Origin of the sequence: Hydrogenoanaerobacterium saccharovorans, assembly GCF_003814745.1 — a bacterium.
Lineage (GTDB): Bacteria > Bacillota > Clostridia > Oscillospirales > Ruminococcaceae > Hydrogenoanaerobacterium > Hydrogenoanaerobacterium saccharovorans.
Genome location: NZ_RKRD01000001.1, coordinates 1,039,543 through 1,056,759, shown reverse-complemented (window position 1 = coordinate 1,056,759; position 17,217 = coordinate 1,039,543). Strand labels below are relative to the sequence as shown.

The window sequence follows — 17,217 nt, the reverse complement described above, 5'->3', positions numbered from 1 at the left end:
GTGTTACCCCGCAATCAATTTGGTAAGAACCGCTGTGACAAGGAGCACCAGCTCGTACACTGCCAATACTGTTTTTTGCCTATTGCTCATACCGGCAAGTTCACCGGTAAAAGCAAAGTCGCCATTGTACCCGCGCGATTCCATAGCATCGTATAGTTTTGTAGATTTTTGAAACGCCCCTACAAACACCGAAGATGCAAGTACCGAGATGGAGCGAAAAGACGCACCGTAGGTAATATTGCCCAAACGCGCTTTTTGCGCCAGCGCCATTTGTTCTGCCATACCGATTAGGATAAAAATGAAACGATAAATCATCATCATGAGTTCTGTAAGCAGTTTTGGGGTATGCATACGGTCGAGCAGACCGAGCAAACAGCCAATCGGTGTGGATACATATAAAAAATACAGGCACGAAATACTTGCCATTGATTTTAAAAATACATTGACAGCCAGTATGGCACCTGCTTGTGTTATGACAAGATAATTGCCCCAAAAAGGCAGGCTGATAAATCCGACAGGCACAGGAGAAAAACCTACCGAAATAGTTACTGTACCTATTAGTAAAAAGCCAAACGGAATGGCACACATTTTTAAAAATCGGCGCATCGGCAGCCCCGAAAGCAGGGTACAAAGCAGCGCCATTAACGCAAAAATGCCGATGGAAAACAGAGCATTGTCCACCAATAATGTGTACACTAACGCAGAGATGGAAAGCCCCGCCTTAAAAGCGGGGCTCACATCCTTGATCTTGGAACTGTATGCGAGCCGATCCATTGTAATCATTAATTATTGATCCTTCTTTTTATACTTCTTGCTGGCTGTGAGATAACCGATGCAAAAGAAGAATACTCCGGAACCCAGCGCAGCCTGCAAGCAGAACAACAAACTTTCGGTTTCGCCGCCCGGAGGCGCCCACATAGGCTCAAACCACGGCTCATATTCAGTATCGATGGAAGTAATAATTTCGTCTGCGGCGCCGTCTGCCCCGCCAAACTCAGAATCTTTTATCGTAAGTAGCGGATAAATAAGAATACCCGCGCAAACAGCAAGTGCTAAAATTACACCTAAAATCTTTTTCGTTTTCGTATTCATTTTTTCCCTCCTATTTCACGGTAACACAAAGCGTATTGAGCTCATCGGAACAAAGCGATGCAATTGCATTGTAAACAAGTACAGTCAGAATACCTTCGACAATGGCAAGAGGGATTTGTGTCATTGCAAAAATACCCATAAATTTGCCCCAAGACTGCATAAAGCTAACACTTTCGTTGTTAAACGCAAGTGCAAGCTGAGTTGCCGTGACTGCATAGGTAAACAAATCCGCCACAAATGCCGCTAAAAACACCTGAACGTTTTTATGTGCTTTGCACTTTTTAGCAAGCAGATATACCCCATAGCCTACAAAGGGCCCTGCTACAGCCATGGAAAAAGCATTTGCACCGAGTGTGGTAAGCCCGCCATGTGCAAGCAAAATTGCCTGAAACAGTAATACAATAAACCCCAGCACTGCCATTGCAGCCGGACCGAACAAGATAGCACCAAGCCCTGTACCCGTTGGGTGAGATGAGCTTGCCGTTACCATAGAAGGCATTTTTAAAGCAGAGAGTACAAAGCAATAAGCACCCGACATTGCCAAAAGCATTTTGATACGGTTGTTACCCGCACACTGCTTTTTGATGGCTAAAAAGCCCCATACAAAAAACGGGAGGAAAATTGCGCTCCATATGAGGCTCCAGTTAGCAGGGAGCATTCCCTCTGCAATGTGCATACCATAGGCAGGCACTGAACTGAGCATCATCATGGACACGAGGATAGATGCTTTTAAGATGTTTTTTTGCGACTTGTTCATTCGTCATTCTCCTTTTTCTTTTTTAGGTCAAGTTCGCATACATGATAAAACACCGCCCCAGCATCTGCACATGCCAAAGCGGTGTTATGAAAATCTACATTCAAAATTTTCAAAACGTACGCTGGCTACCGCAGAACTGTACGCATTTATAAACTGTAGGCAGATATTCTGGCTTGTGCATCTTCACACCGATACGCCTTCCCAGAGGATTTCTCCAGTGACATTTTGATCGGCACTCCGCACTTACAGCAGCGGCCCTGCGCGGGATTTTCACCCGACTTCCCATTTCAACATACTGCCTAAAAGCAATATGTGACCTACAGTTGTAATTATATATTTTATCACTAAAATTGTACCTAAATAAGTACAAACTGTCAAGGGAATATCTTACGATAAACTACAATATATTGTGATTAGCATGATTATATTGCAAGGATTTGCATTGTCTGTTGTGGTATAATGTGGTAATATAATAACAAAAAGGGGGTATGCAATTTGGGTAAAACTGCACTGGTTTTGGCTGGCGGCGGCTCGCGCGGCTCGTACGAGCTGGGGGTTTGGCAGGCATTGCGCGAGATGGATATTGGCATAGACATTGTAACGGGCACATCCATAGGCGCAATCAATGGCTCGCTAATTACACAGGGGGACTACGAAACAGCAGTTGCGCTTTGGGATAAAATAGAAACCAGCCATGTGTTTGATGTACAGATTGACGAACAGCAAAATGTACGGCAAAAAGTAGTGCAAACCTACCGTACGTTTGTACGCAACTTTATCAAACACGGCGGTACAGGCAGCAACCCCTTAAAAGAAACATTAAGCTCTTATTTTGATGAAGAAAAAATCCGTTCATCTCCCATTGATTATGGTGTGGTAACTATGGAAATGGATTCTCGCAAACCTCATGAGCTTTACAAAAATGAAATGCCGAAAGGCAAAATGATTGATTACATCCTTGCAAGTGCATCCATCTACCCTGCCATAAAGCCCTATTTGATAGACGGCATACGTTATATTGACGGTGCATATTATGACAATCTGCCTGTTAAAATGGCGTTGGCACGCGGGGCAACAAACATTATTGCAGTGGATTTGGAAGCATTTGGTGTTGTTAAAAAAGAAGAGCTCCGTCTGGCAAGGCAGGTAAAGCTCATCCGCTCATACTGGGATTTAGGCCCAACACTGGTGTTCGACCGTATGACCATACGGCGCAACATACGATTGGGCTATTTGGATACACTGAAAGCATACGGCGCTTACGATGGACATGCGTACACATTTATTTGCGGGTTTGCTAAAAAACTAACCCAAGATTTTAGTAAAAAAGCCGAAGAAGCAGGAATATTACTCCATAATACAACAGATAAAAATTCGATGCTGGACAAGATGTTTTGGGGACGTATTACAAAATTTTTGGTAGAACGGGGCGTTACTGAAACTAACACAAGCAACATCGCTTTGGTTTGTGCTGAAGTTGCGGGAGAAACCTTTGGGTTAAGCAGCGAAAAAATCTATTCGCAAGATATATGGCTGAAACGCTTAAAAAAAGAGGTTGACGCCGTACAAATACCAGATAAATTGAAAGGCAGTACCGATAATAAACAAGGCATTTTGGATACTCTGCGTGACACCACAACCCTGTTTAATAAGCGTGTACGTACAAAATACGCGGCGTTGGTGATTAAAGAGATACTTAAAACACAAGATACTCAAAAACTGCTTACCAATGTTACGATTATGCCGGATGCTTTTTTCGGCGGCGCTTACCTTGTATTGCAAAATTTAGTGTAAAAAACCGCCATCGGCTTCTGCCGGTGGCGGTTGATTTTATTTTTTACGTCTTGTAGCAGGCGGCAATGGCCTTGTAATAATATCGGGGTCATCATATTGCTGAATACGTTTTATACGCTTTTGGCGGCGATGCCATTTGCAAAACTGGTTGTAGCCACGAATAATCAGCATAACCAAAAACAATAATACAACAAGACCGAGAACGGATAACACCACGATACCAATCACTTTGAGGATACCTATGAGCTGGGAGGTAATGGTAGGTTTTTTAGGAACATCGGCATTTGTGGAGTCTGCTTCGGCATCCAGTGCAAGGATTTGATAATCCATGGGGTAACTGCCAATCTTTTCGTACATGCTTATACTGCTGGTTTCAAAAACAACAGCAGGATGGATTTTTTCATCGGAATAATATTCTGGAACATCATAATCTATGCTGACGTCGGCATCCGACATATTTTTGTGCACAAGAAAACTGTACTCTTTTTCGCCGTAAATATTAACATTTTCAGCCGAACCGCCCGAACGGTAATGCGAAATATTAAACGTTTTCAGTTTGTCTTTGGTGATTGACATGCGTTTAAAATTATCAAAGCTGTAATCCAACAAGGCAATGGAATCTTTAAACTTATCGTACTTGTCCGATTTCAGCACTACAACAATTAGCTTCATACCGTTTTTTTCAGCAAGCGTAACACTGGTATGCTTTGCCTCTTGTGTCCAACCCAACTTGCCCCCGAGAGTACCCTCGTAGTAGAATTTAGACTCAACAAGCATCATATGCTCGGTAGCAAACTTACGCTCTTTTGGCTGCTTGTTTGTGGGGTATATTGTATAGGTATCCTTCATTCCGAATACATCCATAAAACCGGGCACACTAATAGCATATTTTGTAATAAGCGCCATATCGTATGCTGTTGTATAATGGTCATCATCGGGCAACCCGTTTGCGTTAACAAAATGGGTGTTTTTAGCACCTAGTTCTTCCGCTTTTTGGTTCATCATATCGGCAAAATCTTTCATTGTACCGCCGATATGTTCTGCAATCACGTTTGCCGCATCGTTTGCCGAGGGCAGCATCGTTGCATAAACAAGGTCTTTCATTGTTACAATTTCGTCTGGTTGAAGCGCAATGTGAGAACTGTTCGGCTCAATCGCAAATACGGCATCTTGCGTAACATTTACGCTGTCCTCCAGCTTACCTTTTTCAAGCCCCAAAGCAACGGTTAAAATCTTGGTGATACTTGCAGGATACTCTTTTGTATTCATATTTTTTTCAATCAAAACTTGTCCCGTTTCTGCATCCATCACCACGTATGCCTCTGCGACAGTGGGTGGCGGGGTTGAAGCCTCGGCAGCAAAAGCAGTTATTGTATAAGAAGCCGCTATCGCGGCAGAAATGAACAATGCAATCATTTTTTTAAACATAAATAAATCTCCCTACACATATTATCTGTCGCGAATCGACAACCACGTATTTTTTATTATATCAATTAATGGTGTAAAATAAAATAGTATGACGAAAAAAAGTTTTACATTTTAAATTACTAAATCTTGTGGTATAATAACAAACATATTTATTTAAAATATGAAATGAGGTTTATACAATGAAAAACCCAATTGTTACGATTGAAATGGAAAGCGGCGGTATGATCAAAGCGGAATTGTATCCGGACATTGCACCGAATACCGTAAAAAACTTTGTATCACTGGTAAACCGCGGCTTTTATGACGGGGTTATTTTTCACCGTGTCATCCCCGGCTTTATGATTCAGGGCGGCGACCCGCAGGGGATTGGTATTGGCGGCCCCGGTTACTCGATAAAAGGTGAATTTAGCGGAAACGGTTTTAAAAATGACCTTGCCCACACCAAAGGGGTGCTTTCGATGGCTCGTGCACAGAACCCCAACAGCGCAGGCTCACAGTTTTTCGTTATGGTTGACGATGCACCTTTTCTGGATGGCCAATACGCTGCTTTCGGCAAGGTGATTGAGGGCATTGAAGAGGCTGACCGCATTGTGGCTGTTCCGCGTGACCGCAGTGACAAGCCTTATGAAGACCAACGCATGAAAAAGGTGACCGTAGACACTTTTGGCGAAACCTACGATGAACCCGAAACCATATAAGATTGCTACAAACAAAAACAGGGCTTCTCAATGAGAAGCCCTGTTTTTTATTGTGAAAATTTTTTTAAGAGCCTGCGCACATCATCCGCTGAGGTACAGCACAAAACTTCGTCTAAAGATGCACGTATGCCGTTACAGTGCATCTGGCGCACATGATACTTTACCTGTGCCGCATCACAAGGCAAAACGCTGAGTTCATTGATACGCAGCGCCGCCCAAAGAGGTATCAATTCGGTATCGCCCGCAGCCTCGCCGCAAATAGACACGGGGATTTTATGTTTTTGTGCATTGCGTACTACTAACGCAATACTTCGAAGCACCGATGGACTGCAAACATCGTACAACTTTTCTACCTGAGGGTTCAGACGGTCCGCCGCCAAAACAAACTGGGTTAAGTCGTTGGAACCAATACTAAAAAAATCTGCTGTTTTTGCCAAAACGTCGCTAGTGATAACCGCAGCAGGTGTTTCAATCATTACCCCAACAGGCAGGTGCTCATCAAAATGAACATTCTCTTTTTTCAATTGCTTCATTACCCTGTAAAGCAAATGCCGCGTCTGTTTCACCTCATCTGTACCAGAGACCATAGGCAAAAGCAATTTTACCCTGCCATATGCACTTGCTTTAAGAACAGCACGCAGTTGTATACAAAACAGGTCGGGGCGTTCAAGACAAATGCGAATTGCCCTTTTGCCTAAAAACGGGTTTTCTTCTTTAGGCAGCTGCATATAATCTGCGCATTTATCTCCCCCGATGTCAAAAGCGGAAATCACCACATCTCTGCCTTTTGCCTTTTCTGCTGCGCTTTTATAAGCACGAAACAATTGGGCTTCACTTGGATAATCCTTTCCCGAAAGATAAAGAAAATCGCTGCGGTACAAGCCCACTCCGTCAATTAAATCCCAGTCGGCTTTATTCAAATCCTCTGCACTAAAGATGTTTACCGTTACGCGCAGCTCCTGCCCATCCAGCGTAACTGCCTTGAGATCTGCCGCCTTTTCGTAACGGTGGCGTTGTTTATCGTGCTCTGCAATTTGCGCCATATAGCGTTCAATAATTGCCTCATCCGGTTCGCAAACCACTTCGCCCGTATCACCGCTCACCGCAACTGTTGCGCCATCGGTTATACAGCAGGTAGCACCTTGAGCCTCAACAACCATAGGCATACCCATGGCACGGCACAAAATAGAGGCATGCGAATGTATGCTGCCGTGTTCTGACACCACACCTTTGATACAACTGCGGTCGAGCCCTACGATATCAGCAGGGGTAAGTACATCTGCCACCAAAATTAAATTTTGCTTTCCTTTGCTTTTATTAATTTCAAGCGAGGTATTCGTACCCTGCATACGCATGATCAGCTCGTTGGCAATGTTTTCGATATCCGAGCTGCGCTCACGCATGTACTCGTCCTCCATAGCAGAAAAAAGCTCGAATAGACGTTTCATTTCCGATTGCAATGCGTAATCTGCATTCATATGCTCTGTTCGTACCATTTGTTCAATGTTATCGATAATGTCGTCATCTTCCAACAACATGCTGTACATCAAAAATATATCGGCAGAGGGCTGATCCATTTTTTGAAGAGTTTGCTTATACAGCAACGATAACTCTGTACCATACTCTTCACGTGCTTTGCTCAGCCGAGCCAGCTCCGCCTCAGGGTCGGTTATTATTCTGCGCGGAACAATCTGCCGTTTTGGTGTAAATACAACCGCTTTTCCCAATGCACAACCGCTTGCTGAACCAACTCCCCAAACGGTGTTCAGTTCCTTCACCTCCCTATATCAAAAAATATCATATTAAAAAAGTTTATTGCTTCCCTTTTAAATAACAAGCAGTGATATGAGGCTGATAATATTTTTGCTTGGGCAGCAGCCCCGTTTTATTAAAATGCTCGCGGCATGCTGATGTGAGTGCAGCAAGCACTTTTTGGCACAGTTCAACCGATAAATTCTGATTATCATCAAATTCTAAACTTGATTTTTGAAAGGATAATCCATCTTCAAATGTAATAGCTACATTGTATACCAAAAAGCCCGCATAATCTACCGGAACAACCTCAGGCTGATACACCTTGTCTGCAATCACCACATAGTTTTGCTCTATCTGTCTTGCTGTCAAAACCCACCACTCCTCATCCTATTGTTATTGTATCATTTTTAAGATTGTAAAAATAGGTATTTTTTGTAAATACTGTACCTCTTTTATGTATTGACATAAGTTTTACATTATATTATACTTTACTAAATTACTAATTTACTAATTTACTAAATATAAAGGATGAGTAAAATGAAAATACCTACTATGTTAAAACATAAACCGGTAATTGTTTCGGAAAATTACGAAAATGTTGACGGCAGATATGCTTATCAATCGGATGCAAAAGGATTATCTTTGGGGCTTGCACAATGGAATGACCGCGGTAAAGTAGATGTTTCTGCAAAGGTATGGCGCCATACAGGCGAAAAATGGTCACGTCAATCGGAGGAATTGCCCCTGCACCGTGTAATAGACCTTGCCATATTAATATGCCGCACCAAGCAGCATTTTCGCGATGCGTACCGCTACCCTAAATTGTATGATACCGAACAGCCCGTTATCGACCGCGTAGGCATTCAAGGTGACGCTATGACGGTTGCAGTGTGCACGGATAACGAAAATATTGATGAGGACATTGCATTGTTTCGCGACGCATTGGCAGTAGATGATGAGATGTTGGGGGAACGTTTTGCCGTTCTTTCGCGCATTTTAAAAGAAATGGGGTACTGATTTGGACGTAAAAACCCGTAAAAAAGAGATTTTAAAAGAATATAAAGAGCGTGCAATAACCGGTGGTGCTTATGTAATAACCAACAAAGTAACAGGCAAAATGCTGTTAATGTGTGAAACAGATTTGAAAGGGTCGCAGAACCGTTTTAATTTTATGTCGATGACAGGTTCATGCTTTAACAGTAAATTGCAAAAAGATTGGAACGAGTTTGGGGCACGATCATTTACATTTACTATTTTAGAAGAGCTTGAAATGAAAGAGACTCAGAATATTGTAGAGTTTAAAGAGGATTTGAAAATCCTGGAAGAGCTGTGGAGAGAGAAACTAGGCGAAGATAAGCTTTATTAAACCAAAAATACGGCACTGCAAATCAATAAAGATTTGCAGTGCCGTATTTTTTAAAAGCAGCGCCCATTAGGTAATTTTTCGCATTTACCCAACTTGTCGCATTGGTAGCAAATTTCGTTTTGAAGCAATTTGCCTGCAAAGTATTCTTCCAGATTTTTCAACGTGGTTTCTGCAATGTTCTGCAGTGCCTCGTTGGTTAAAAACGCCTGATGCGAAGTGATAAGCACGTTGTGCATTGAAATGAGGCGTGCAAGCACATCATCTTGAATGTTGGTGTTTGAAAAATCTTCGTAAAACAGGTCGGATTCCTCTTCATAAACATCGAGTGCTGCGCCCCCTACTTTACCGGATTTAATTGCTTCCAGCAGTTCATCGCTGTCAATAAGTGCTCCGCGAGAGGTGTTGATGAGGACAACGCCGTCTTTCATAAGTGCAAGTGTTTTTTTGTTGATGATGTGAGCAGTTTCTTTTGTCAGCGGACAATGTAGCGAAATCACATCCGCACGGGCAAACAATTCTTCCTGCTCTACATATTCAATACCGCTGTCTTTTGCCGGGTAAGGGTCGAACGCAAGAACGTTCATACCAAAACCACGGCAGATATCAATAAACACACGGCCAATTTTACCTGTGCCGATAACACCTGCCGTTTTACCGTGCAGGTCAAATCCCGTCAAACCGTTTAGGCTGAAGTTATATTCGCGGGTACGGTTAAAAGCACGGTGCAGCTTGCGGTTAAGGCAAAGCAGCATTGCCATAGCATGCTCTGCAACTGCATAGGGCGAATAAGCCGGTACGCGAACCACATGCAACTTTTGAAACGCCGCCTTAAAATCGATGTTGTTATAACCCGCGCAGCGCATAGCAAGGATGCCAACACCGTTTTTAGCAAGCGTTTCGATCGCATTTTTATCGATTGTATCGTTTACAAAGGCAATGGCTCCGTCATACCCCTGCACCATAGATGCAGTATTGCTGGTGAGTTTTTCTTCAAAGTAAACCAGTTCAAAATCGTAATCGGCTTTTATTTGGTCAAACCAAATTTTATCATAGGGCTTGGTGTCAAAAAAAGCAATTTTTTTCATTTTTCTCCTTCTCCTATGCACCCATTTTTATACATAGTATAAGGTTTCCCACAGCCAATTACAAACATACCAAAAAGAAAAATTTAATTGGGGGTTTAGTCGCCTCGTTCTACCCGTTCAATCTTATCGCGGTACCATTGGGCAGCCTTTTCTAAACTTTTTTGCATTGGCATACCGGGGCCGGCAAGCACTACTATTTTGTTGCCGTTTTCAACCAAACCATCATAAGGCTTTACATCTACCATAGAGCCTACACAATCGACAAGATAATGCTCACCGCCAAGTTTTACAAAACCTTTGATACGATAGGTATCTTCCACAAACATTTCAAGAAACTTTGTAAGCTCATATCCTGTCATATTATCCTTGATGGTTACGAGTGCCTTTTGCAAACCGAGGTCTTTCGTTTGAAACCGCGGCATGTCCTCTTCTTTAACCGCATCCCGCAATTCTTCCAGCCATTGCGGTTTCATATCGCCAAAGCTGGTGCGGTGCATAACAATATGAGGGTAAAATTGGCGAATCAGCTGCTCGGTTTCGGCAATTTGCATTTCATCGGCAAGGTCGGTTTTATTGATGATGAGCAAGTCGCTGATACTGATTTGTTTTTTGCATACTCTCGCAGTATCAAATACCTTTTTCAAGTTGACCGCATCTACAATACAGATGCTGCCTAAAAACTCAATGCCTCCAAATTTATCTTGCTGCGCTAAAATTTTTCGGATATTGGTAGGGTCAGACAGACCGGAAGCCTCAACGATAATCAGTTCGGGAGCATCCATCAGAGCATCTTGAAGTACCGCCTCAAACTTATCAAGGCGGCACGAACAGAAGATGGAACCGTTATTGATTTCATCGACCAGTACGCCCAACTCGGATAACAGCTTGCCGTCAATACCTTCGCGCCCAAACTCATTGACAAGAATGCGCATGCGTTGCCCTGCCATTTGACGAATGAACTTTTTAAGGAATGTTGTCTTCCCCGCTCCTAAAAATCCTGTGATGAGATACAATCCGGTCATATCGTCACCTCGCAATCATTTGCTGTTTATTTCTGCAATGGCAGTTTCAATGGCAGTTTGCAGTTCATCTTTGCTGGGAATAATGGAAGAGAATTTCAGCTTGCCGTTGATGTAGATACATGGCAGATTGGTAACCCCCATCTTTACACAGCGTGCAATGTTCTCTTTTTTGGTAAACTTATATTCTACCATATCAATGGCATCACCAAAATGCTCTTTTGCTACATTTGCTGCCCCCATCATATAGGTGCAAGCAGCGCAGGTAAGCGAATCGAGGGTAAATACCTCTACAAGTGTTTTCTCCAAATGATCGTAGTCGGGCAAGTCCACCTGAATATCTTCTTGCACCGCAACATAATTTTTAATCATCTCGCGTACATCGTCGGGCTGCAAAACCGCCTGTGCAATACCGATGGTGTTTTCAACGGGAATATCAAACGGCATATCACATCCGGGCGCGATGATAAGGTTTTTCTTGTTCTCGATTTTGTCCATTAAGTCTATTACATATTTCATGTTATCCTGCTGTGTACCATGCAGCATAACCGATGTGAGCGGAATATTGCCGCCGATAGCTATGTTGTAACGGTCGGTAATCTCTTTTGCTTTAACTAAATCCACATTTTCATCCACAGAGATCGAGTCGGGATTGGTTTTGCACATTACCTCGATGTTTCTGGTTGCATTGCCGCAAACAAAGAAGGAAGAAAACGCTTTTAGATTGCGGATATGGTCAAACAGCTCGGTGAACGGTTTGGAGAGGAACTCCTCAAAATGGTCGGACGAAACCTGCGAAACCAACGGGTCAACCACTGCAATGATATCCATGCCCGCTTCAATGTAATATTCACAGATTTTTTTCCCCACTTCGGTACAGTAATCCAACAGATTATGTACATAATCTTCATCATCAAACATATCCATAAAAATGTCGTTGCCGCGCAGATGCGAAGCCAATGTGAACGGGCCGCAGATAAGACCGTAAAGAGCAGTTGTATCGCCCACCGCGACTTTCATACGGCGCATTACATCCAAAACCATGGGCAGCCTGCCATCTTCTTTGGTTGGAACAGTGCACTTGCAGGGAATATCGGTTGTATCTTCAAGCGGATGCGTTTTGACAGACGGCGGGCCGTCTTTTGTCCAGACTAGCTCGCACCCTAAAATTTCAGCTTCGATTTGCAGGTCGAATACAACGGGCTGACCGTTGGGCTTGTAAAGTTTGTTCACTTCCATTAGTGCCTTGTACAGCTTTTCGCCGTCGGTTAATACTTCGGTTGCATCGTAGCCTACCAGCTTTCCTGCATGAACACCTGCAAACGGAACCCACGGAACTGCATTGGTTGCCTCATGCCTTAATGTTGCAAAAAGTAAATCTTTTGGTTTGCTCATTGTATACTACCCCTTTACCTATTGATTCAAAATTCGGACTTATTTGATAGCTTTATTATATAATGTTTTTCGGTTGTATTGATTGTAATATCAAACGGGTTTTTGTAACTATTTATTCTTTCATTTTTACAAAATAAATAAAACTGTAACCCAATCGCTCTTATTTTCATATTAAATAACTATGAAATGTGATGCAAAAAAAGCCGCGCACATCATGCACAGCTTTTAGAGTTTTAGCGTGTTACAATGTTTATTAGCTTCCATTGATTGTTTATTTTGATAAACGAAAGCTGATAACTGGAAGGATAAACGTATTCTTTTGTACCCTTTTTTATCACATAATCAAAAGAGATGCTGCCTGTATAATCGTTATCAGAATATTCAAATAAATCCGATAATTTTACATTACGGCATTCAAAAGAATCATGCGGAATATACCACCCGTTGTAAAAATCTTTGATTGCATTGTAAAATTCTGTTTTATCAAAAAGGTATTGCCGCAGTTCAGAAAAACCGGCATCCATGGTGATATACGCGGCATAAGTTTTAGCTGCTTTTTCGAGCAGTTCTTCGTGCTGTTTTTGCACTTCTTTGCTAACGGGCACCGAAACAATTATTTTTGTTGCGCTTTCTTTAATAACTTTGCAAGGTTCTCCGTTTTGTTTTTGTGCAGTAACAACCGGGGGTAAAAGCAGCCCTTCTACATCGTATCGTATTTGATTGGGAATCAAATCTTGCTGTTGTACACCATTGTAGTATTTTGCAGGTTCGTTGTTTGAAGAAACATCGATGCCGAGTTCTTCGCCGTTTACCATAACCTTGACATGCGCAGGTGCAGTAATTGTAAATTTCTCTATGCACGGCAATTGAGCACGTGCCGTCCACCGATAATCGCTGCCCGGTGCAGATGGTGTAACCTCTAGGCTACCTGCCCGTTTCCCTTCAAGATACATATCATACAGCATACTATTGGGGGTTTGCGATGGTTTTTTAATAAAAGTTGCCGTACTCTGCTCACCTTTAAACGTGGATTTTATGTAGCGGATATAATCTTCTTTTTTGGTGAATCGATTAGCTTGAAAGCCGGATGATGCATAAATAGCATCATAATCCCCTGCTTTCAACCAATCGGCATAGCGCTGTAAGGATGCATTAGGAGTGTTTGCCTCATAGCGTGCAAGATACTGCCACAGCCAGGCTAAACTACATATAACTATAATCAGCATAGTTAAAAAAAAGAGGAGAAGCGCCATAAGAAAAAGCCGTTTCTTCTTTTTAGCGGGTATGTATGTTTGCTGCATTTTGTTTACCTACTTTACAATAAAGGCTGTTGGCAATTTGCGTGAACCGTACAGTGATGCACTGACATTGACCACCTCGCCGTTGTATATCATCATACTGGAGGAGCCTCCGTCCAGATTGGCTGCATTGATTGCCCCGTATTGCATCATCACGTCAATGCAATCTTTGTAAGATGCACCGATACTGTGCGCCTGCCTGCCATCAATGACGAGCATGAGCACTGCACCGTCTGCGCGCTGACCAATTACAGTGCGGGGGTTTAGTCCTCCGCCCGTCCCTGCTACATCAACAGGCTTCCCGTTTACAATAAACACAGGGCCAAAACTCACTGCATCCCGCAGCTTCAAGTCGAGCGCCTCTTGCCCTGACATTTTGCCCACAATTAGCTTGTTGCTTTGGTCAAAGCCTATTACTACAGAATCTGCCGTGTTAAGCGACCCATTCACCAGTTTAGAGTCTTTTATAACTACGCCCAGAGGCATCCCACCCCTGCCTACACCGTTCTCATCATAAAAAGCACCGCCGTTAATGCCCGCCGTTGCTTTCTCGTTTTTCACAAAATCCTCCATTCTCACCCCGTCTATGTCTTTGCCAAACACGGGCGCCGTTGCAACCCTAATGCGTGACGGATCATGGACAATGAGCATTTTCCCCTTAAAGGTAGAACCGCCCACCTCCAGCAATTCAATGGTATCTTTGGGTAAAACACTATCACTTTGTATAAACTCTACGCTTGTATCGGTCACCTCTTGAATGTCTACTACCGCATTTTTCAGCTGGATTACTCTAATTTCGTCATCCGAAAAGTACATATGGGCCAAAAATTTAGCCGCACTGGTTTCCATCACAGTTGTTACAAACAAATCCCGCACGGTAGGCGAAGGGCCGCGGCATATCATTGTTATAGCGCCAAACAAAAAAATCAATATAGAAAGCAACAACGTGCCAATCACCGCTAAACAACGTAAAATAGTGCGCCTAACAGGCGAACCTCTGCCTTGTTTGCGTTCGCGGATTTCGGCAAAACGCTTGTTTTTTCGCTGCATTATTTCCGTTGTCAAAATGATTGCTCCTTATTTGTTTTATTAAAGATCAGTTCGCGCTGAATTTTAAAACTGATAAAAAACAGAATAGAATCTGCAATTAACTTTGATACAGCAGCAGGCACATAAAATACCGATGTGAATAAAAACACGGCGCCATAACTTGCCATCATTTGCAAAATACATAAAATATAATATTTAACCATCGTTGTTTTTACCGGAGTTTTGCTGCCAAACACATAGTTTTTATTGAGCAAATAGTTTAAAACCGATGAACATAAACGTGCACCTGCTGTGGCTATCAACAACCTATGCCGTAAAAGCTGCCCTGCAAACAACCGATTCAGCAGCAGAAACAGCGAATAATCACACCCGACAGATGCAATACCCGACCATAAAAATTTTAATATCTGATGATAGATACTAAAGGAATCGCGCAGAGGATTGAAATGCGAGGTAGCATTGTCGTTGATATAAACCGTGCTGATAGGTACTTCTAAAATAGCAATATCAAGGCGTTTCGCTTGCATCAGCATATTGGTTTCATATTCAAAACGTTCGCCGGAAAGGTCAAGTATTTCATAGGCAAATGCAGCGGATATTCCGCGAAGTCCTGTCTGTGTATCCGTTACAGAAATACCGCAAAGTGCTTTAAAACACCATGCCGTTACTTTGTTACCAAATGCGTTGCGGGGCGGTACATCCGGCAAAGAAAAATCACGGCAGCCAAGCACTAGGCTTTCGGGGTTCTGTTCCAGTGCTTCGGCACAGGCGAGAACATCCTCAACCTTGTGCTGATTATCTCCGTCAACGGTTATTACGCCGATGTCGTTGTTTTGGTTATTCAGAAAATAATTTAATGCAGTTTTTAGCGCCCTGCCCTTGCCAAGGTTTTTATTATGGCGCAACAAAACACACTGGCGGTTTTCTGTAACAGCAGCGTTAAAGTAATGTTTATTCTCTTGTTTGCTGCCGTCATCCACCAAAATAATACGTTGGAAGCCGGCTTTTACAAGCCCGCTCACCACCGTTAATAACTTTTCATCGGGGTTGAGTGAAGGCACAATAATACTTACTCTCACCGTTAACTCCTTGTTTGTATTAGTGTTTGGGCTTTCTGCTTTTTCTGTAAGCGAGAATAGTTGCCGCTCCTGTTGTTAAACCCACTGCCAAACAAGCAAGGAGTGCCACCCAAGCGGAAGGCTTGCCAATAATTTTATCATCGGCATTTTCTTGTATCTCTTTAGCCGCAGGTGTTGTTTCAGGTTTTTTTATCTCCAGTTGTTCTTCTACCGATACAGGCTGAGATTCAGGAACCTCAAAACAGATGTTCTCAAAAAAGTCACCGCCTATAACATCCGGCCCAACGGTTGTGCGATAAAGACCGAATTTTCTGCAGTCATAGGGCCCATAATCCTCTACCGTAAAGTATTTTTGCTGAGATACATGCTTTGCAAACCCCTGTTTTGCCATTTCGATTGCGCTTTTTCCGCCAAAATGTTTTAGGGGGATATTCCAATCCATAAGCATCGTGTTTTTATCATAAAGATGCAAATAGGTTTTGGGCACATCCCATACACCGTATTGCTGTGCGCTGCTGGGATATTGAGTAGGGTCGTTACTTCGTTCAAGCGCTTTCTGCAAGGTGAGCGTGTTGTAAATATGTACCCCGTGGCCGTATTCGCCGTTAACATCGTGCCCTACAACTACGTCTGGTTTAAAACGCCGCAATTGCTCTACCTGATAAGCCATAACATCCTCTTGCTTATAAAGCCTCTGCGCCTGTTCCAAACTGCCTGCATATCTATCTGCAAAGCCGGAAATCACCGGGTATGCGGTTATACCAACCTCCCACAATCCATCAATCAATTCGTGTGGACGGTAAGGCTCTGCCCAATGGTTGGTTAGGTAGGCAACCTGCACTTTTAAACCTTTTTCGCCTGCATAATAGGGCATTGTACCGCCAAAAAACAAATGCTCATCGTCTGCATGGGTGGGCAACAGCAGCATGTCTGCATCTTGATAAGGCGGCTGCCAGAGCTGCACCCAAGCGGGCAATTCTCCTTCCGCAAATACATAAATATCACAGATGGTGTTTTTATCGTTGTTTACAGTAAGGGTTACCGTATTTTGCGGCGACTGTAATTCAATAAATTCGTGAATAAATCCATAAGAACCAAATGGTAAGCTGCCTTGTTCGGCAGCCAACGTCCACGGTTGAGGCGGTGTATCCCATATAATATAAAGGCTTTTAAACGGCTGCTCGTTTGTAAGTTTAATGTTGGTTTCGCCTGCACTGCAATATCGTGTGGTACGGTTACCGTCTTTTAACGCCCATACGTCACTGCTGTTTTGTGATGTTGTAAATACACATCCCGCAGTAAGCTCGGCTGCCTGCTCTGCCGCAAAAGTGTTATGGCTGCCAAAAAATATGAAAGGCAGCAGCAATATACAAAATTGTAGCAACAATCGTTTCAAGCCTT

At 43.0% G+C, this 17,217-nt stretch carries 17 protein-coding genes and 1 riboswitch; of the genes, 4 read left to right on the top strand and 13 right to left on the bottom strand.

Features of this window, described 5'->3' with window-relative positions:
- Positions 1 to 3: 3 nt before the first annotated feature.
- The 3 genes from cbiQ to EDD70_RS04870 are packed head-to-tail and all read right to left on the bottom strand — an operon-like array spanning position 4 to position 1,849.
- On the bottom strand, positions 4 to 783 hold the full coding sequence (gene cbiQ, locus EDD70_RS04880; RefSeq protein ID WP_092752438.1) for a cobalt ECF transporter T component CbiQ: 780 nt from the start codon (positions 781 to 783) through the stop codon (positions 4 to 6).
- A gap of 3 nt (positions 784 to 786) precedes the next feature.
- Positions 787 to 1,092 carry an energy-coupling factor ABC transporter substrate-binding protein gene (locus EDD70_RS04875; protein WP_092752440.1) on the bottom strand — a complete coding sequence of 102 codons (306 nt, stop codon included), beginning with the start codon at positions 1,090 to 1,092 and terminating at the stop codon, positions 787 to 789.
- 10 nt (positions 1,093 to 1,102) lie between these two features.
- Positions 1,103 to 1,849, bottom strand: a complete 747-nt coding sequence (locus EDD70_RS04870; protein ID WP_092752442.1) for an energy-coupling factor ABC transporter permease — start codon at positions 1,847 to 1,849, stop codon at positions 1,103 to 1,105.
- 141 nt (positions 1,850 to 1,990) lie between these two features.
- Positions 1,991 to 2,185: riboswitch (cobalamin riboswitch) on the bottom strand.
- Between the two features lie 159 nt (positions 2,186 to 2,344).
- Here EDD70_RS04870 and EDD70_RS04865 point away from each other — a divergent pair.
- The gene (locus tag EDD70_RS04865; protein WP_092752444.1) at positions 2,345 to 3,643 is read left to right on the top strand and encodes a patatin-like phospholipase family protein; all 1,299 of its coding nucleotides are present in this window, start codon (positions 2,345 to 2,347) and stop codon (positions 3,641 to 3,643) included.
- A 36-nt stretch (positions 3,644 to 3,679) separates the two neighbouring features.
- On the opposite strand, the gene EDD70_RS04860 is transcribed toward EDD70_RS04865, so the two are convergent.
- A complete protein-coding gene (locus tag EDD70_RS04860) occupies positions 3,680 to 5,071 on the bottom strand; it encodes a D-alanyl-D-alanine carboxypeptidase family protein (protein WP_092752446.1) in 1,392 nt (463 codons plus the stop codon).
- A gap of 179 nt (positions 5,072 to 5,250) precedes the next feature.
- Between EDD70_RS04860 and EDD70_RS04855 the strand changes: the two genes are divergently transcribed.
- A complete protein-coding gene (locus tag EDD70_RS04855) occupies positions 5,251 to 5,769 on the top strand; it encodes a peptidylprolyl isomerase (RefSeq protein WP_092752448.1) in 519 nt (172 codons plus the stop codon).
- A 47-nt stretch (positions 5,770 to 5,816) separates the two neighbouring features.
- Here the strand turns inward: EDD70_RS04855 and ptsP are convergent, their stop codons facing one another.
- Together ptsP and EDD70_RS04845 are read right to left on the bottom strand one after the other, a co-directional pair.
- Entirely contained in the window at positions 5,817 to 7,547 is a 1,731-nt protein-coding gene (ptsP, locus tag EDD70_RS04850) for a phosphoenolpyruvate--protein phosphotransferase (protein WP_092752451.1), read from the bottom strand.
- A gap of 34 nt (positions 7,548 to 7,581) precedes the next feature.
- Entirely contained in the window at positions 7,582 to 7,893 is a 312-nt protein-coding gene (locus tag EDD70_RS04845) for a hypothetical protein (RefSeq protein ID WP_092752453.1), read from the bottom strand.
- Positions 7,894 to 8,061: 168 nt separating this feature from the next.
- Between EDD70_RS04845 and EDD70_RS04840 the strand changes: the two genes are divergently transcribed.
- Together EDD70_RS04840 and EDD70_RS04835 are read left to right on the top strand one after the other, a co-directional pair.
- Positions 8,062 to 8,541 (top strand): DUF6530 family protein, encoded by a 480-nt coding sequence (locus tag EDD70_RS04840; RefSeq protein ID WP_092752455.1) that lies wholly within the window; start codon positions 8,062 to 8,064, stop codon positions 8,539 to 8,541.
- A gap of 1 nt (position 8,542) precedes the next feature.
- Entirely contained in the window at positions 8,543 to 8,890 is a 348-nt protein-coding gene (locus EDD70_RS04835; protein ID WP_092752457.1) for a GIY-YIG nuclease family protein, read from the top strand.
- 50 nt (positions 8,891 to 8,940) lie between these two features.
- Here EDD70_RS04835 and EDD70_RS04830 read toward each other — a convergent pair whose 3' ends face one another.
- The 7 genes from EDD70_RS04830 to EDD70_RS04800 all read right to left on the bottom strand — a co-directional run bounded on the left by EDD70_RS04830 (position 8,941) and on the right by EDD70_RS04800 (position 17,212).
- A complete protein-coding gene (locus tag EDD70_RS04830; RefSeq protein WP_092752459.1) occupies positions 8,941 to 9,975 on the bottom strand; it encodes a 2-hydroxyacid dehydrogenase in 1,035 nt (344 codons plus the stop codon).
- Positions 9,976 to 10,070: 95 nt separating this feature from the next.
- Entirely contained in the window at positions 10,071 to 10,997 is a 927-nt protein-coding gene (locus EDD70_RS04825; RefSeq protein ID WP_092752461.1) for a CobW family GTP-binding protein, read from the bottom strand.
- Positions 10,998 to 11,012: 15 nt separating this feature from the next.
- Positions 11,013 to 12,389: a uroporphyrinogen decarboxylase family protein gene (locus EDD70_RS04820; protein ID WP_092752463.1), complete on the bottom strand. Its 1,377-nt coding sequence runs from the start codon at positions 12,387 to 12,389 to the stop codon at positions 11,013 to 11,015.
- 233 nt (positions 12,390 to 12,622) lie between these two features.
- Entirely contained in the window at positions 12,623 to 13,690 is a 1,068-nt protein-coding gene (locus EDD70_RS04815) for a hypothetical protein (protein WP_092752465.1), read from the bottom strand.
- Positions 13,691 to 13,699: 9 nt separating this feature from the next.
- Positions 13,700 to 14,752 (bottom strand): phosphodiester glycosidase family protein, encoded by a 1,053-nt coding sequence (locus EDD70_RS04810; RefSeq protein ID WP_205408583.1) that lies wholly within the window; start codon positions 14,750 to 14,752, stop codon positions 13,700 to 13,702.
- Complete coding sequence (locus EDD70_RS04805; RefSeq protein ID WP_092752467.1) at positions 14,749 to 15,816, bottom strand: bifunctional glycosyltransferase family 2/GtrA family protein; 1,068 nt, start codon at positions 15,814 to 15,816, stop codon at positions 14,749 to 14,751. The genes EDD70_RS04810 and EDD70_RS04805 overlap by 4 nt, the downstream gene beginning before the upstream one ends.
- A 19-nt stretch (positions 15,817 to 15,835) precedes the next feature.
- Positions 15,836 to 17,212: a PIG-L deacetylase family protein gene (locus tag EDD70_RS04800; protein ID WP_092752469.1), complete on the bottom strand. Its 1,377-nt coding sequence runs from the start codon at positions 17,210 to 17,212 to the stop codon at positions 15,836 to 15,838.
- Between the last annotated feature and the right edge of the window lie 5 nt (positions 17,213 to 17,217).

What these genes read in the sequence shown, in the direction of transcription:
- cbiQ (WP_092752438.1), bottom strand. Translation starts at nt 783, where the DNA reads ATGATTACAATGGATCGGCTCGCATACAGTTCCAAGATCAAGGATGTG.
- EDD70_RS04875 (WP_092752440.1), bottom strand. Translation starts at nt 1,092, where the DNA reads ATGAATACGAAAACGAAAAAGATTTTAGGTGTAATTTTAGCACTTGCT.
- EDD70_RS04870 (WP_092752442.1), bottom strand. Translation starts at nt 1,849, where the DNA reads ATGAACAAGTCGCAAAAAAACATCTTAAAAGCATCTATCCTCGTGTCC.
- EDD70_RS04860 (WP_092752446.1), bottom strand. Translation starts at nt 5,071, where the DNA reads ATGTTTAAAAAAATGATTGCATTGTTCATTTCTGCCGCGATAGCGGCT.
- EDD70_RS04855 (WP_092752448.1), top strand. Translation starts at nt 5,251, where the DNA reads ATGAAAAACCCAATTGTTACGATTGAAATGGAAAGCGGCGGTATGATC.
- EDD70_RS04840 (WP_092752455.1), top strand. Translation starts at nt 8,062, where the DNA reads ATGAAAATACCTACTATGTTAAAACATAAACCGGTAATTGTTTCGGAA.
- EDD70_RS04830 (WP_092752459.1), bottom strand. Translation starts at nt 9,975, where the DNA reads ATGAAAAAAATTGCTTTTTTTGACACCAAGCCCTATGATAAAATTTGG.
- EDD70_RS04825 (WP_092752461.1), bottom strand. Translation starts at nt 10,997, where the DNA reads ATGACCGGATTGTATCTCATCACAGGATTTTTAGGAGCGGGGAAGACA.
- EDD70_RS04820 (WP_092752463.1), bottom strand. Translation starts at nt 12,389, where the DNA reads ATGAGCAAACCAAAAGATTTACTTTTTGCAACATTAAGGCATGAGGCA.
- EDD70_RS04815 (WP_092752465.1), bottom strand. Translation starts at nt 13,690, where the DNA reads ATGCAGCAAACATACATACCCGCTAAAAAGAAGAAACGGCTTTTTCTT.